The organism is Pseudomonas sp. AFG_SD02_1510_Pfu_092 (assembly GCF_003331055.1).
In the GTDB taxonomy this organism is placed as follows: Bacteria; Pseudomonadota; Gammaproteobacteria; order Pseudomonadales; family Pseudomonadaceae; genus Aquipseudomonas.
Genome location: NZ_PUQD01000047.1, coordinates 30,010 through 44,541, shown reverse-complemented (window position 1 = coordinate 44,541; position 14,532 = coordinate 30,010). Strand labels below are relative to the sequence as shown.

Here is a 14,532-nt window from a genome sequence, read left to right as displayed (position 1 = left end):
GGGGGGCAACGGGGCTTCCTTGGGGCCCCCCCGCGCGGCCCCCCTTCTGGCCCCCTGCGGGGCCCCCCCGCCCCCCCCGGGGTTGGCCCCTTCCGGGGGGCCCGGGGGGTGCCCGCTACAGGCGGCTTGCTATCAACAGCCCGGCTTGCCAGCGGTATATTTCTTCGCCGGGTTGACCGCTGCCTTGAACTCGCGCAACGCCTTGGAGCCCACCAGCAGTGGGTAGTTGAAGCTGCTGCGGTCGACCAGGTTGACCTCCACGGTGCGCTTCACATCACCCAGGCACAGCTCCAGGTCGACCACCGGGCGCTTGGAGATCTCGGGCGCGTCGCCTTCGTCCTCTTCATCGGCCCGGCCCTTGATCTTGCTGATGCGCGAGACCTTGTGCTCGTACACCTTGCCGTCCGAGTCCTTGGTCGCCAGGCGGAAGCGTACCCACTCGTCACCATCGCGGGTAAACAGCTCGATATCCTTGGCCGACAGCGACGCGGTAAAGGCACCGGTGTCCATCTTGGCTTTCAGGGTCTCGCCCAGTTCGGGCAGGGCTATGTTCTCGTAACGGCCATAGATCGTGGGTTCGGCCGCCATCACCGGCAGCGCCAACAACGACAACAGGGCAAGCAGAGGTTTCACAGGCAGGCTTCCTTGAGAAGTGTCAGTGCTTAGACTGCAATTGCAGGATAGGTTCGCTGTCACAAGCTTAACCAACATGTTGTGAAACATTTGTCCCCGCCGTCGGGCATTGGATATTTGGCGTAGACCCCGGCGCTGCTTATCATGGCGCCCTGCTGATTTCCCACAACAAGAGTCTATTTATGCGTCGCCTGCTGACCGGCATTCTCACCACCACCCTGCTGCTGCTCAACACTCTGGTGCTGATCTGCCCGTTGCTGGTCTTCGCCCTGCTCAAGCTGGTGCTGCCGGGCCGTGGGCGGGACTACGCCTCGTGGGCGGTGATGTGGGTGGCGGAAACCTGGTCGGAGATCGACAAAGCCATTTTCGCCCTGTGCATTCCGACGAAGTGGGACATCCGTGGCGTTGAGAACCTGCGCAAGGACACTTCGTACCTGGCGGTCAGCAACCACCAGACCTGGGTCGACATCCCGGCGCTGATAGAGAGCCTCAACCGCCGTACGCCGTTCTTCAAGTTCTTCCTGAAGAAGGAGCTGATCTGGGTGCCGCTGCTGGGCCTGGCCTGGTGGGGGCTGGATTACCCGTTCATGAAGCGCTACAGCAAGGCCTTTCTGGAAAAGCACCCAGAGCTGAAGGGCAAGGACCTGGAGATCACCAAGGCGGCTTGTGAATTGTTCAAGCGCCAGCCGGTGACCGTGGTGAACTACCTGGAAGGCACCCGCTTTACCGAGGCCAAGCGCCAGGAACAGCAGTCGCCGTATCGCTACCTGCTCAAGCCCAAGGCCGGCGGTGTGGCGTTCGTGCTGGCGGCGCTGGGTGAGCAGCTGGATGCCTTGCTGGATGTGACCATCGTCTACCCCGGCAACCAGGCACCGGGGTTCTGGGCCTTGCTCAATGGCAGCATCAGCCGGGTGATTATCGACATTCAGGTGCGTGAGCTGGACCCGGCGCTGTGGGCCGGGGATTACGAGAATGATCCTGAGTTTCGCCAGACCGTGCAGGCCTGGGTGAACCAGTTGTGGGTGGACAAGGACTTGCGGATCGAGCAGCTGCGGGCGGAGATCTCTATCGCCTGACCGGGCCTCTTCGCGGGTAAACCCGCTCCCACAGGGACTCCGCTACCCTAAGCGCTTTGGTGATCCTGTGGGAGCGGGTTCACCCGCGAAGAGGCCGGAACAGGCATTCGCTTAATCACATTAGAACCCAGGCTAATAATCAGCATAAAGATTACTTTTTTGTCATTCCCACCCAAGTGGATAAAAATCGACCAAAGCACAACTACAAAAACGCTCTGGATCGAACGATGGCCAACCCACCCAGCTCCGCCCCCGCCCAGCTTCGCCGTGTTCTCGGCCTGCCCGCCCTAGTGTTCTTCGGCCTGGTGTACATGGTCCCGCTGACCATCTTCACCACCTACGGCATCGTCACCGAACTCACCGGCGGCCGCACCGCCAGCGCCTACATGGTCACCTTGGTGGCCATGCTGTTCACCGCCGCGTCCTACAGCTTCATGGTCAAGCGCTTCCCGGTCGCGGGCTCCGCGTACTCCTACACCAACATGGCCTTCGGCCCCAACGTCGGCTTTCTCGCCGGCTGGTCGCTGTTGCTGGATTACCTGTTCCTGCCGATGATCAACTATCTGCTGATCGGCCTGTTCCTCAACATCGCCTTCCCGGCCATCCCGGCGTGGTCAATTGCACTGGCCTCGATCGCCCTGGTTACCGTGCTCAACGTGGTCGGCATCCACTCGGTGGCGAAGACCAGCAACCTGATCGTCGGCGCGCAGATCGTCTTCATCGTGGTGTTCGTCGCGTTGTCGTGCCAATCGCTGGCCGGCCAGCCACTGGACTTGCTGGCGCCGCTGCGCGGTGACGGTTCGCAGCCCGGCTTCGGCGCCCTGATGGCGGGTGCGGCGGTGCTGTGCCTGTCGTTCCTCGGCTTCGATGCGGTCTCTACCCTGGCTGAAGAATGCCGCGATGCCCGCCGTGATGTGCCCCGGGCGATCATCCTCACCACGCTGTTCGCCGGCGTGTTGTTCACCGTGCTGGCCTACGTCAGCCAACTGGTGTTGCCGGGCAGCAGCTTCGCCAATGCCGATGCGGCGGCCAACGAAGTGATGTTCAAGGCGGGTGGGCAGTTTCTGGCCAACTTCTTCACTGCCGCGTTCGTTGCCGGCAGCCTGGGTTCGGCGCTGGCCTCGCAGGCGGCGGTGTCGCGCATCCTGTTCACCATGGGGCGCGACAACGTGCTGCCACGGCGCAGCTTCGGCTACCTGTCGCCGCGTTTTGGCACCCCGGTGTTTGCCATTGCGCTGGTGTCGGCGTTTTCGCTGCTGGCGTTGGTGATCGACCTGGCTACCCTCGCCTCGCTGATCAGCTTTGGTGCGCTGGTGGCGTTTTCGGCGGTGAACCTGGCGGTGGTGAAGACTCACCTGATGGGCGACAGGGCGCAGCGTAACCTCAAAGGGTTGCTGTGCTATGGCCTGGTGCCGCTGGTGGGGTTGGCGCTGACCTTGTGGCTATGGACCAGCCTGTCGGCGCTGACCCTGGTGATTGGCCTGTGCTGGTTTGCCCTGGGCCTGGCGTACCTGGCAGTACTGACCGCCGGCTTCCGCCGCCCGGTGCGGCTGGTGGACTTTACGGAAGCTGCCTGACCAGCCGTCATGCCCTGCAACCCCTCAGACCGAAGGTTGGGTCAAAGGCGCTGGTGTAGTCCACAAACTCCCCAGATTCTGCAACAACGACCTCGCAATCCCCTGTTGCCCCAGGTACTGCAGAATCAACGGGGCAAACTGGCCGATCATCCCGGTATCCATCCCCAGTGCCTTGAACGCATTGTCCAGATCGCTGCGGTTCTGCACATCGTTGCCCAGCGCTTTGTCCAGGGCCGACTGGCTGCCCTTGTCGTTGCCCAGCAATTCACCCAACCCGCTGAGCCCGCCCAAGAGATTGGCGCCTGACAGCAGGTCCAGACCCGGCACAGCCTTGGTCAGCTGGCCATAGTCGTCACTGCTGAGGTTATTGCGCGCCAGCCCGAGCATGGCCCCTGCCCCTCCCACGGCCTGTTCAGGGGTGATGTTCAACTGGCTGCCCAAGGTATTGAGGAGATTGGCCTGCCCTTCGGGCGCCTGCACCTGACCTTGTTGCTGCTGGTTCTGCATGGCGGAGACGGCGTTGGCGGCGTCGCTGAGGTTGAAGGCGAACACCGGGCTTGCGGCCAGCGTCATCAGGGTTGCCAGGGTGAGTGCTTTCATCGGGAGGGACCTCGTCGGCCGGGATGGCCTGGGAAACGAGGGTTTGGACTGACGGGTTGCACGTTTGTTCCGACCCGGCTGTCGAGCCGTTTTGCACGAGCAGCCATCAAAAAGCCCCTCAGATTGAGGGGCCCTTCGTTACATCACGCGATCAGGCAGCGCCCCACATCTTGTGCGGGTCGATCACGAACTTCTTCGGCACACCTGCATCGAACTCGCCATAGCCTTCCGGCGCCTGATCCAGGTTGATCACCTGCACGCCCACCACTTCGGCAATGTTGATGCGGTCCCACATGATCGCCTGCATCAGCTGGCGGTTGTACTTCATGGTCGGGGTCTGGCCGGTGTGGAAGCTGTGCGACTTGGCCCAACCGAGGCCGAAGCGGATGCTCAGCGCGCCGATCTTGGCGGCGGCATCCACCGCGCCCGGGTCTTCGGTCACGTACAGGCCCGGGATACCGATGTTGCCGGCCACGCGGGTCACCTGCATCAGCGAGTTCAGCACGGTGGCTGGCGCTTCGTGCTTGGCACCTTCGTGACCGTGGCCACGGGCTTCGAAGCCTACGGCATCGACAGCGCAGTCCACTTCCGGCTCGCCGAGGATGTCGACGATCTGCTCGTGCAGCGGGGTGTCCTTGGACAGGTCGACCACTTCGAAGCCCTGGGACTTGGCGTGAGCCAGGCGGGCCGGGTTGAGGTCACCGACGATCACGCAGGCAGCGCCCAGCAGGCGCGCCGAGGCAGCGGCGGCCAGGCCGACCGGGCCGGCACCGGCAACGTAGACGGTGCTGCCTGGGCCTACGCCAGCGGTCACGGCACCGTGGTAGCCGGTCGGCAGAATGTCGGACAGGCAGGTCAGGTCACGGATCTTCTCCATGGCCTTGTCGCGCTCGGGCAGTTTCAGCAGGTTGAAGTCGGCGTACGGCACCAGCACGTATTCGGCCTGGCCGCCGGTCCAGTCGCCCATGTCGACATAACCGTAGGCACCGCCGGCGCGCGCCGGGTTGACGGTGAGGCAGACGCCGGTGTGCATCTCTTTGCAGGAGCGGCAGCGGCCGCAGGCAACGTTGAAGGGTACCGAGACCAGGTCGCCGATCTGCATGCGCTCGACGTCGCTGCCTTTCTCGACGATTTCACCGGTAATTTCGTGGCCCAGGACCAGGCCGACCTGGGCAGTGGTGCGGCCACGGACCATGTGCTGGTCGGAGCCGCAGATGTTGGTGGAGACCACCTTCAGGATCACGCCGTGCTCGATCTTCTTGCCGCGTGGGTCCTGCATTTTCGGGTAGTCGATCTTCTGCACCTCGACCTTGCCGGCGCCGAGATATACCACTCCACGATTGCCAGACATGCTCTTACCTCGCTTGATTTTTATTTATGCAGCGGTGGTTGAACGCGCCGCCATCCATGGGCGGCAGGTGTTACTGGAATGCAGGGAATTGTGGGCCTGATACGGCGAGATGCACTGACTGGGAACGACAGGGAGATGCCTTTTAGCGGCAGGGTTGTCGTTGGAAGATATGGGGCAAACAAAGGTGGCGGCCTGTGCTGGCCTCTTCGCGGCTAAAGCCGCTCCCACAGGTACTGAGCCAGTCTTCAAGACTGCACAAACCCTGTGGGAGCGGCTTTAGCCGCGAAGAGGCCGGTACAGGTTATTAGAGAACGACCGTCCGGTTGGCGTTGAGGAACACCCGCCGCTCGATGTGATACCCCACCGCCCGCGCCAGGGTCAGGCACTCGATGTCGCGCCCTTTGGCAATCAGGTCTTCCGGGTAATGGCTGTGGTCCACCACTTCGACGCCCTGGGCGATGATCGGCCCTTCGTCGAGGTCGTTGTTGATGTAGTGCGCGGTGGCACCGACCATCTTCACGCCCTTGTTGTACGCCTGGTGGTAAGGCTTGGCGCCTTTGAACCCCGGCAACAGCGAGTGATGAATGTTGATCGCCCAGCCATCCAGGCGCCGGCACAGCTCAGGCGACAGCACCTGCATGTAACGGGCAAGCACCACCAGCTCGGCCCCGGTTTCTTCGATCACCTGGACCACCTTGCGCTCTTGCGCTGGCTTGTCCTTCGGGTCGAGGGCAAAGTGGTAGTAGGGAATCTTGTGCCAGTGCGCCAGGGGTTCGAGGTCCGGGTGGTTGGACACCACCGCCACCACGTCCATGGCCAGCTGGCCGATGCGCTGGCGATACAGCAGGTCGTTCAGGCAGTGGTCGGCCTTGGACACCATGATCACCACCTTGGGGCGATGATTCGGTGCGGTCAGCTCGAAGGCCATGCCGAACGCGTCGCTGCGCTCGGCCAGGCCGGCACGGAAGCCGGCCTCGTCGAAATCGTCCGGCTGGCGGAACTCCACGCGAATGAAGAAACGCCCCGACAGCCGGTCATCGAAGGAGTGGTGCTCCGTCACGTAGCAACGCTGCTCGTAGAGATAACGCGTCACCACATCGACGGTGCCGAGCATGCTCGGGCAATCGGCGGTGAGAATCCAGGTATCCGGTGCCCGACTCATGTTCTGCTCTCCTTAGGCCTCGATGCTCAGGCCGTACTCGGCCGAAGCGTCCTGCAGCCACAGCCACCAGTAGTCGGCGAAGCTGCGGCGAATCACCAGTTCCCAGGTGTCTTCGGCGGTGCGGCGGATCACCAGCTGCGACTTGGCGAACACCGTGCCGACAGCCTTGCCCACCGGGAAGTTGTTCGGGTGTACATCATAGCTGGTGGACTTCATCAGCACTTCGCGCACGTTCGGGCCGCGCAGTTCCAGCAGGCTTTGCCCGCCGCTGACATTGACCACCTGGATATGCTGGCCTTCGAGGGCAGCACGCAGCTTCAGCTCGACCGCAACTTCCTGGCCGCCCGGGACGATCAGCAGCCACTCGTCAGGCCCCATCCATTGCAGCGACATTTCCTTGTTGGCGACCACGGTCAGGGCCACGGGCAGCTCCAGGCCCAGGGCCTTGTGCACGCCGGCGGCGAATTCCGGGTCGTGGCCGTCGCCACGGATGGTCAGGTGACCGAGGAACTTGCGTTCACGCAGGGTCACGCCTGCGTTCTTGCGGCCTTTGCCAACCAGGCTGGCCAGGTCGGCGTGGTGCAGTGGCGACTGGGCCTTGGCCTCGGCGCCGGGGTTTTGCTGGAAGACGTTGATAGCGCTCATTTCTTACCTGCCTTGAATTCTGGATTCGACCACGATGCCTGCGGGAGACGGCCATCCTGTGGGAGCGGGCATGCCCGCGAATGCGATGTTGAATTCACCGCCCTCTTCGCGGGCACGCCCGCTCCCACAGCGACCTCATTCCACGCCCGACACCGGTTGGTGCCGGGGGCCTTAGACGTTCTGCCGCTCACCCTTCGGATCGAAGAACACCGAAGACACGATCTCCGCCTCGATCACGCTGCCATCCGCCTGCGGCGAGTAGACACGCTCGCCCATGCGCTTCAGGCCGCCCTTGACCACACCCATGGCGAACGAATAGCCCAGGGAGTTGGAGGCGTAGCTGGAGGTGACGTGGCCAACCATGTCCATCGGGATCGGCTGCTTCGGATCGAACACCAGCTGGGCGCCTTCCGGCAGCCATTTGGTCGGGTCGATCGGCTTCAGGCCTACCAGCTGCTTGCGGTTCTCGCGCACGCAGTCTTCGCGGTTCATGCCACGCAGGCCGATCCACGAGAACGGCTTGTTGCGGCCTACGCACCAGCTCATGTTCAGGTCATCGGGGTTCATCGAGCCGTCGGTGTCCTGGCCGACGATGATGAAGCCCTTCTCGGCACGCAGTACGTGCATGGTCTCGGTGCCATACGGGGTCAGGTTGTACTTCTTGCCGGCCTCGATGATCTGCTCGAGCACGCCCATGGCGTAGTTGGCCTGCACGTTGACTTCGTACGACAGCTCGCCGGTGAACGAGATACGGAACACACGGGCCGGTACGCCGCCGACGTTGCCTTCCTTCCAAGTCATGAACGGGAAGGCTTCCTTGTCCATGTCGATGTCGGTCAGCTCGCTCAGCAGCTTGCGGCTGTTCGGGCCAGACAGGGTCATGGTCGCCCAGTGGTCGGTCACCGAGGTGAAGTACACCTTCAACTCTGGCCATTCGGTCTGGTGGTACAGCTCCATCCACTGCAGTACCCGCGCAGCGCCGCCCGTGGTGGTGGTCATGATGAAGTGGTTGTCGCCGACGCAGGCGGTCACGCCGTCGTCGAAGACCATGCCGTCTTCCTTGCACATCAGGCCGTAGCGGGCCTTGCCCACGTCGAGCTTGGTCCAGGCGTTGGTGTAGATGCGGTTGAGGAACTCGCGCGCATCCGGGCCCTGGATGTCGATCTTGCCCAGGGTGGAAGCGTCCAGCAGGCCCACGCTGTCGCGCACGGCCTTGCATTCACGGGCCACGGCGGCGTGGATGTCTTCACCGGCTTTCGGGAAGTACCATGGGCGCTTCCACTGGCCGACGTCCTCGAACTCGGCGCCGTTCTTCACGTGCCAGGCATGCAGGGCGGTGAAGCGTACCGGCTCGAACAGGTGGCCACAGTGACGGCCCGCTACCGCGCCGAAGGTCACCGGCGTGTAGTTGGGGCGGAACATGGTGGTGCCCATTTCCGGGATGGTGATACCCATCGAACGGGCGGCGATGGCCAGGCCGTTGATGTTGCCCAGCTTGCCCTGGTCGGTACCGAAGCCCAGCGCGGTGTAGCGTTTTACGTGCTCGACCGACTCGAAGCCTTCGCGGGTGGCCAGTTCGATGGCCGCGGCGGTGACGTCGTTCTGCTGGTCGACGAACTGCTTGGGTGCGCGGGCAGTGCCTTTGTCGTGCGGCACCTGGAACAGCGCCACAGTGGCGTCTTCCTTGCGCGCCACGGTTTTCGGCAGGCTGCCAACGGTGGCTTTGAAGCCCGCTTCGGTAGCCGCGCGAACGCCGCCTTCGAAGCCGTCGGCAATCACGTCGCCGAGGGCGTACACGCCGTTGATGCCGCCGACGCACTCGCGTTTCTGCGGGGCGTCGCCCGGCACGAAGCCAAGGATGTCTTCACGCCATACCGGGCGGCCACCGAGGTGCGAAGCCAGGTGCACGACCGGGCTGTAGCCACCGGAAGTGGCAATCAGGTCGCAGTCGAGGGTTTCGCCCGGGCTGGTGACCTTGTGTGCCTGTACGTCGATGGCGGCCACACGGGCGCCGGTAACGTGCTTGCTGCCCTTGGCCTCGATCACGGCGCTGGAGGTGAGGATGCGGATGCCTTTCGCACGCGCTTCTTCAACCAGCGAGCCACGTGGGTTGTGGCGGGCGTCGGCGATGGCGACCACTTGCAGGCCGGCGTCGTGCCAGTCCAGCGCGGCGCGGTAGGCGTGGTCGTTGTTGGTCGACAGCACCAGCTTGCGCCCCGGGGCGACGCCGTAGCGGCGCACGTAGGTAGAAACCGCACCGGCCAGCATGTTGCCCGGCACATCGTTGTTGCCATACACCAGCGGGCGCTCGTGGGCACCGGCAGCCAGCACCACACGCTTGGCGCGCACGCGGTGCACGCGGTGGCGAACCTGGCCGATCGGGGCGCGGTCGCCGAGGTGGTCGGTGAGGCGCTCGTGAATGGTCAGGAAGTTATGGTCGTGGTAGCCGTTGACCGTGGCGCGTGGCAGCAGGGTCACTTCCGGCAGGCTTTCCAGCTCTTTGACCACGGCGTTGACCCAGTCGGTGGCAGGCTTGCCATCGAGGGTTTCGCGGGTGTCGAGCAGGCTGCCGCCGAACTCTTCCTGCTCGTCAGCCAGGATCACCCGGGCACCGCTGCGGGCAGCGGCCAGCGCGGCGGCCAGGCCAGCAGGGCCGGCACCGACGATCAGCACATCGCAGTGCTGGTTCATGTAGTCGTAGCTGTCCGGATCGTTCTGCAGCGGCGCACGGCCAAGGCCTGCCGCTTTACGGATGTACTTCTCGTAAGTCATCCAGAACGATTTCGGGTACATGAAGGTTTTGTAGTAGAAGCCCGGCGGCATCATGCTGCCGCCCACCTTGCCCAGGATGCCCATGACGTCGTTGTTGACGTTCGGCCAGCCGTTGGTGCTGGTGGCGACAAGCCCGGCGTACAGCGCCTGCTGGGTGGCACGCACGTTGGGGATCTGGGTGGCTTCGCTGGAGCCGATCTGCAGGATGGCGTTCGGCTCTTCGGTACCGGCAGCGATGATGCCGCGTGGGCGCGAGTACTTGAAGCTACGGCCAACGATGTCGACGCCGTTGGCCAGCAACGCGGCGGCCAGGCTGTCACCGGCATAACCCTGGTAGGTCTTGCCGTTGAAGCTGAAGTTCAGGACCTTGCTGCGGTCGATACGGCCGCCGCTGGCGAGGCGATAGGTCTGGCTCATACTTTTTCCCCTTGGCCTTTGACGGTCGACGCGGCGCTGCTCTGCTTGCCGCTGGCGGTCACTTGCGGCTTCTCGCCAATCTTGTAGGTTTCCAGAATTTCGTAGGTCACGGTGTCGCGAGTGACGTTGAAGTACTGGCGGCAGCCGGCAACGTGGTCCCACAGTTCGTGGTGAATACCGCGTGGGTTGTCACGGTAGAACATGTAGGTACCCCACTCCTCGTCGGAGCAGGCGTTGGGGTCCAGCGGGCGGGCGATGTGCGCCTGGCCAGAGGCGTGGAACTCTTCTTCGGAGCGCAGCTCGCCGCAGTGGGGACAGAAAATATGCAACATGACGGTGTCTCCGGTTAGTGGGCGACGGCGGCGGCGCCGTGTTCGTCGATCAGTGCGCCATTGTAGAAACGGTCCATGGAGAACGGCGCGGCCAGTGGGTGCATTTCGCCCTTGGCCAGGCTCGCGGCGAAGACGTTGCCCGAACCCGGGGTCGCCTTGAAGCCGCCAGTACCCCAACCGCAGTTGAAGAACATGTTCTTGACCGGGGTCTTGGTGATGATCGGGCAGGCGTCCGGCGAGGTATCGACGATGCCGCCCCACTGGCGGTTCATGCGCACGCGCGAGAGGTTGGGGAACATCTCGACGATGGCCTGCAGGGTGTGCTCGATCACCGGGTACGAACCGCGCTGGCCGTAGCCGACCCAGCCGTCGATACCGGCACCGATCACCAGGTCGCCCTTGTCGGACTGGCTGATGTAGCCGTGTACGGCGTTGGACATGATCACGCTGTCGATGATCGGCTTGATCGGTTCGGATACCAGCGCTTGCAGCGGGTGCGATTCCAGCGGCAGTCGGAAGCCGGCCAGCTTGGCCATGTGCCCGGAGTTACCGGCGGTGACCACGCCGACGCGCTTGGCGCCGATGAAGCCTTTGTTGGTTTCGACACCGATGACCGCGCCGTTTTCCTTGCGGAAGCCGATCACTTCGGTCTGCTGGATCAGGTCCACACCGAGGGCGTCGGCGGCACGGGCGAAGCCCCAGGCCACGGCGTCGTGACGGGCCACGCCGCCACGGCGCTGCACGGTGGCACCGAGGATCGGGTAGCGGGTGTTCTTCGAGCAGTCCAGGTACGGGATCTCGGCCGCGACCTGGGCGGTGTTCAGCAGCTCGCCATCCACGCCGTTGAGGCGGTTGGCGCTGACCCGGCGCTCGGAGTCACGCATGTCCTGCAGGGTGTGGCACAGGTTGTAGACGCCGCGCTGGGAGAACATCACGTTGTAGTTGAGGTCCTGGGACAGGCCCTCCCACAGCTTCATGGCGTGCTCGTACAGGTGCGCCGACTCGTCCCACAGGTAGTTGGAACGCACGATGGTGGTGTTACGGGCGGTGTTGCCGCCGCCCAGGTAGCCCTTCTCGATCACCGCGACGTTGGTGATGCCGTGCTCTTTGGCCAGGTAGTAGGCCGTGGCCAGGCCATGGCCGCCACCGCCGACGATAACCACGTCGTAGACCTTTTTAGGGGTTGGCGTGCGCCACATGCGCTGCCAGTTCTCGTGGTGGCTGAGGGAGTGCTTGAAAAGGCCGAAGCCCGAGTAACGTTGCATGGTGTGTGACTCCACTCAGCGGTAAACAGGGAAATCTGCGCACAGGGCTGCGACGTTCTTCGCCACATCGGCTTCGACGTCAGCGTCACCGAGGTTGTCGAGGATGTCGCAGATCCAGCCGGCCAGGGCCACACATTGCGCGACCTTGAAGCCGCGGGTGGTGACCGCCGGGGTGCCGATGCGCAGGCCCGAAGTGACGAACGGCGACTGCGGGTCGTTCGGCACGGCGTTCTTGTTGACGGTGATGTGCGCGCGACCCAGGGCAGCGTCGGCATCTTTGCCGGTCAGGCCCTGGCGAATCAGGCTGACCAGGAACAGGTGGTTGTCGGTGCCACCGGAAACCACGTCGTAGCCGCGGTCGATGAACACCTGGGCCATGGCCTGGGCGTTTTCGATCACTTGCTGCTGATAGGCCTTGAAGCCAGGCTCCAGCGCTTCCTTGAAGCACACCGCCTTGGCGGCGATCACGTGCATCAGCGGGCCGCCCTGGGCACCGGGGAACACGGCCGCGTTGAGCTTCTTCTCGATCTCTTCGTTGGCCTTGGCCAGGATCAGGCCGCCACGTGGACCGCGCAGGGTCTTGTGGGTGGTGGTGGTGACCACATCGGCGAACGGGATCGGGTTCGGGTACAGGCCAGCGGCAACCAGGCCGGCAACGTGGGCCATGTCGACGAACAGCAGCGCACCGACCTTGTCGGCGATGGCGCGGAAGCGTGGGAAGTCGAGGGTCTTGGAGTAGGCCGAGAAACCGGCAACGATCATTTTCGGTTTGTGCTCGACCGCCAGGCGCTCGACTTCGTCGTAGTCGATCAGGCCGGTGTTGGTGTCGATACCGTATTGCACCGCGTTGTACAGCTTGCCCGAGGACGACACCTTGGCGCCGTGGGTCAGGTGGCCGCCGTGGGCCAGGCTCATGCCGAGGATGGTATCGCCGGCCTGCAGCAGGGCCAGGTAGACCGCGCCGTTGGCCGACGAGCCGGAGTGCGGCTGAACGTTGGCATAGTCGGCGCCGAACAGCTGCTTGGCGCGCTCGATGGCCAGCGCCTCGACTTTGTCCACGTGCTCGCAGCCACCGTAGTAGCGCTTGCCCGGGTAGCCTTCGGCGTACTTGTTGGTCAGGCCGCTGCCTTGGGCCTGCATCACGCGCTTGGAGGTGTAGTTTTCCGAGGCGATCAGCTCGATGTGGTCTTCCTGGCGCTGTTCTTCGGCATTCATCGCCGCCAGCAGTGCATCATCGTAACCCTGGATCTGGTCTTGCTTGCTGAACATCGTGTATCTCCCGGCAGCGATCGTTTCTTGTCGTTGGGCACTGTGGCCCTTTGTGGCGATGTTATGACTGGGCGGGGCGGGTCAGATGCCTGCGCACGCCTTGCAATGGCGCGTTTACGACATTGGCTTTTGTGTTGACTGTGCCGGCCCTTTCGCGGGTGAGCCCGCTCCCACATTGTTAGGCGTGCGCAGGTCCATTGTGGGAGCGGATTTACCCGCGAAAGGGCCGGCACAGACAACACAGCCATCAGCACATGCTCGCTTGTATAGGCAACTGCTGAATCGATGGTTTAGAGTGCTGTTCTGCGTCGTTCACAGGACAGTGTCATGACAGACAAGAGCCAACAATTCGCCAGCGACAATTATTCCGGTATCTGCCCCGAAGCGTGGGCGGCGATGGAAAAGGCCAACCACGGTCACGACCGCGCTTACGGCGACGATCAATGGACCGAGCGTGCCGCCGAATACTTCCGCAACCTGTTCGAAACCGACTGCGAGGTGTTCTTCGCTTTCAACGGCACCGCCGCCAACTCGCTGGCCCTGGCGTCGCTGTGCCAGAGCTACCACAGCGTGATCTGCTCCGAGACCGCCCACGTCGAAACCGACGAATGCGGTGCGCCGGAGTTCTTTTCCAACGGCTCCAAACTGCTGACCGCGCCCAGCGTCAACGGCAAGCTGACGCCGCAGTCGATCCGCGAAGTGGCGCTCAAGCGCCAGGACATCCACTACCCCAAGCCACGGGTGGTGACCCTGACCCAGGCCACCGAGGTCGGCACCGTCTACCGCCCCGATGAACTCAAGGCGATCAGCGCCACCTGCAAGGAGCTGGGCCTGAACCTGCACATGGACGGCGCACGCTTTACCAATGCCTGCGCCTTCCTCGGTTGCAGCCCGGCCGAGCTGACCTGGAAGGCCGGTGTCGATGTGCTGTGCTTCGGTGGCACCAAGAACGGCATGGCGGTCGGCGAGGCAATCCTGTTCTTCAACCGCCAGCTGGCCGAAGACTTCGACTACCGCTGCAAGCAGGCCGGGCAACTGGCGTCGAAGATGCGTTTTCTGTCGGCGCCGTGGGTCGGGCTGCTGGAAGATGGCGCCTGGTTGCGCCATGGCAGGCATGCCAACCACTGCGCGCAGTTGCTGGCCGCGTTGGTCAGTGACTTGCCGGGGGTGGAGCTGATGTTCCCGGTGGAGGCCAACGGGGTGTTCCTGCAGATGCCTGAGGCCGCGATCGAAGCGCTGCGGGCCAAGGGGTGGCGGTTCTATACCTTTATTGGCAGTGGTGGGGCGCGGTTCATGTGTTCGTGGGATACCGAGGAAGAGCGGGTGCGTGAACTGGCGGCGGATATCCGTAGCATCATCACCGCCTGACAGGCCGCATTCGCGGGCACGCCCGCTCCCACAGGGATCGCGTGATCAACCTGTGGGAGCGGGCA

The 14,532-nt window shown here is 63.7% G+C and carries 12 protein-coding genes; 3 read left to right on the top strand and 9 right to left on the bottom strand.

Annotated elements, in window-relative coordinates; all coding sequences use genetic code 11:
- Positions 1 to 132: 132 nt before the first annotated feature.
- On the bottom strand, positions 133 to 633 hold the full coding sequence (locus tag C6A77_RS18550; protein ID WP_114170778.1) for an ATP-dependent zinc protease: 501 nt from the start codon (positions 631 to 633) through the stop codon (positions 133 to 135).
- A 182-nt stretch (positions 634 to 815) separates the two neighbouring features.
- On the opposite strand from C6A77_RS18550, the gene C6A77_RS18545 reads away from it, so the two are divergent.
- Positions 816 to 1,709 (top strand): acyltransferase, encoded by an 894-nt coding sequence (locus tag C6A77_RS18545; protein ID WP_114170777.1) that lies wholly within the window; start codon positions 816 to 818, stop codon positions 1,707 to 1,709.
- Positions 1,710 to 1,936: 227 nt separating this feature from the next.
- On the top strand, positions 1,937 to 3,286 hold the full coding sequence (locus C6A77_RS18540; RefSeq protein ID WP_114170776.1) for an APC family permease: 1,350 nt from the start codon (positions 1,937 to 1,939) through the stop codon (positions 3,284 to 3,286).
- A 24-nt stretch (positions 3,287 to 3,310) separates the two neighbouring features.
- Here the strand turns inward: C6A77_RS18540 and C6A77_RS18535 are convergent, their stop codons facing one another.
- The 8 genes from C6A77_RS18535 to C6A77_RS18500 all read right to left on the bottom strand — a co-directional run bounded on the left by C6A77_RS18535 (position 3,311) and on the right by C6A77_RS18500 (position 13,099).
- Positions 3,311 to 3,886: a DUF2780 domain-containing protein gene (locus C6A77_RS18535; RefSeq protein ID WP_114170775.1), complete on the bottom strand. Its 576-nt coding sequence runs from the start codon at positions 3,884 to 3,886 to the stop codon at positions 3,311 to 3,313.
- A gap of 151 nt (positions 3,887 to 4,037) precedes the next feature.
- Complete coding sequence (fdhA, locus tag C6A77_RS18530; protein ID WP_009683378.1) at positions 4,038 to 5,237, bottom strand: formaldehyde dehydrogenase, glutathione-independent; 1,200 nt, start codon at positions 5,235 to 5,237, stop codon at positions 4,038 to 4,040.
- A gap of 304 nt (positions 5,238 to 5,541) precedes the next feature.
- Positions 5,542 to 6,399 carry a formyltetrahydrofolate deformylase gene (gene purU, locus C6A77_RS18525; RefSeq protein ID WP_110639194.1) on the bottom strand — a complete coding sequence of 286 codons (858 nt, stop codon included), beginning with the start codon at positions 6,397 to 6,399 and terminating at the stop codon, positions 5,542 to 5,544.
- A gap of 12 nt (positions 6,400 to 6,411) precedes the next feature.
- A complete protein-coding gene (soxG, locus tag C6A77_RS18520; RefSeq protein WP_114170774.1) occupies positions 6,412 to 7,044 on the bottom strand; it encodes a sarcosine oxidase subunit gamma family protein in 633 nt (210 codons plus the stop codon).
- Between the two features lie 171 nt (positions 7,045 to 7,215).
- The gene (locus tag C6A77_RS18515) at positions 7,216 to 10,233 is read right to left on the bottom strand and encodes a sarcosine oxidase subunit alpha (RefSeq protein WP_114170773.1); all 3,018 of its coding nucleotides are present in this window, start codon (positions 10,231 to 10,233) and stop codon (positions 7,216 to 7,218) included.
- The gene (locus C6A77_RS18510) at positions 10,230 to 10,565 is read right to left on the bottom strand and encodes a sarcosine oxidase subunit delta (RefSeq protein ID WP_039613194.1); all 336 of its coding nucleotides are present in this window, start codon (positions 10,563 to 10,565) and stop codon (positions 10,230 to 10,232) included. Before C6A77_RS18510 ends, C6A77_RS18515 begins: the two co-directional genes overlap by 4 nt.
- A gap of 14 nt (positions 10,566 to 10,579) precedes the next feature.
- Positions 10,580 to 11,830 carry a sarcosine oxidase subunit beta family protein gene (locus tag C6A77_RS18505; protein ID WP_003255680.1) on the bottom strand — a complete coding sequence of 417 codons (1,251 nt, stop codon included), beginning with the start codon at positions 11,828 to 11,830 and terminating at the stop codon, positions 10,580 to 10,582.
- Positions 11,831 to 11,845: 15 nt separating this feature from the next.
- Positions 11,846 to 13,099, bottom strand: a complete 1,254-nt coding sequence (locus C6A77_RS18500; RefSeq protein WP_085626188.1) for a serine hydroxymethyltransferase — start codon at positions 13,097 to 13,099, stop codon at positions 11,846 to 11,848.
- Between the two features lie 327 nt (positions 13,100 to 13,426).
- Between C6A77_RS18500 and C6A77_RS18495 the strand changes: the two genes are divergently transcribed.
- Positions 13,427 to 14,467, top strand: coding sequence for a low specificity L-threonine aldolase (locus C6A77_RS18495; protein ID WP_114170772.1), 1,041 nt, complete (start codon positions 13,427 to 13,429; stop codon positions 14,465 to 14,467).
- Positions 14,468 to 14,532: the final 65 nt, after the last annotated feature.

Bases quoted from the DNA above. Each gene is read 5' to 3' on its own strand.
- C6A77_RS18545 (WP_114170777.1), top strand. From the start codon at position 816: ATGCGTCGCCTGCTGACCGGCATTCTCACCACCACCCTGCTGCTGCTC.
- C6A77_RS18500 (WP_085626188.1), bottom strand. From the start codon at position 13,099: ATGTTCAGCAAGCAAGACCAGATCCAGGGTTACGATGATGCACTGCTG.
- fdhA (WP_009683378.1), bottom strand. From the start codon at position 5,237: ATGTCTGGCAATCGTGGAGTGGTATATCTCGGCGCCGGCAAGGTCGAG.
- C6A77_RS18535 (WP_114170775.1), bottom strand. From the start codon at position 3,886: ATGAAAGCACTCACCCTGGCAACCCTGATGACGCTGGCCGCAAGCCCG.
- C6A77_RS18495 (WP_114170772.1), top strand. From the start codon at position 13,427: ATGACAGACAAGAGCCAACAATTCGCCAGCGACAATTATTCCGGTATC.
- C6A77_RS18540 (WP_114170776.1), top strand. From the start codon at position 1,937: ATGGCCAACCCACCCAGCTCCGCCCCCGCCCAGCTTCGCCGTGTTCTC.
- C6A77_RS18510 (WP_039613194.1), bottom strand. From the start codon at position 10,565: ATGTTGCATATTTTCTGTCCCCACTGCGGCGAGCTGCGCTCCGAAGAA.
- soxG (WP_114170774.1), bottom strand. From the start codon at position 7,044: ATGAGCGCTATCAACGTCTTCCAGCAAAACCCCGGCGCCGAGGCCAAG.
- C6A77_RS18515 (WP_114170773.1), bottom strand. From the start codon at position 10,233: ATGAGCCAGACCTATCGCCTCGCCAGCGGCGGCCGTATCGACCGCAGC.
- C6A77_RS18505 (WP_003255680.1), bottom strand. From the start codon at position 11,830: ATGCAACGTTACTCGGGCTTCGGCCTTTTCAAGCACTCCCTCAGCCAC.
- purU (WP_110639194.1), bottom strand. From the start codon at position 6,399: ATGAGTCGGGCACCGGATACCTGGATTCTCACCGCCGATTGCCCGAGC.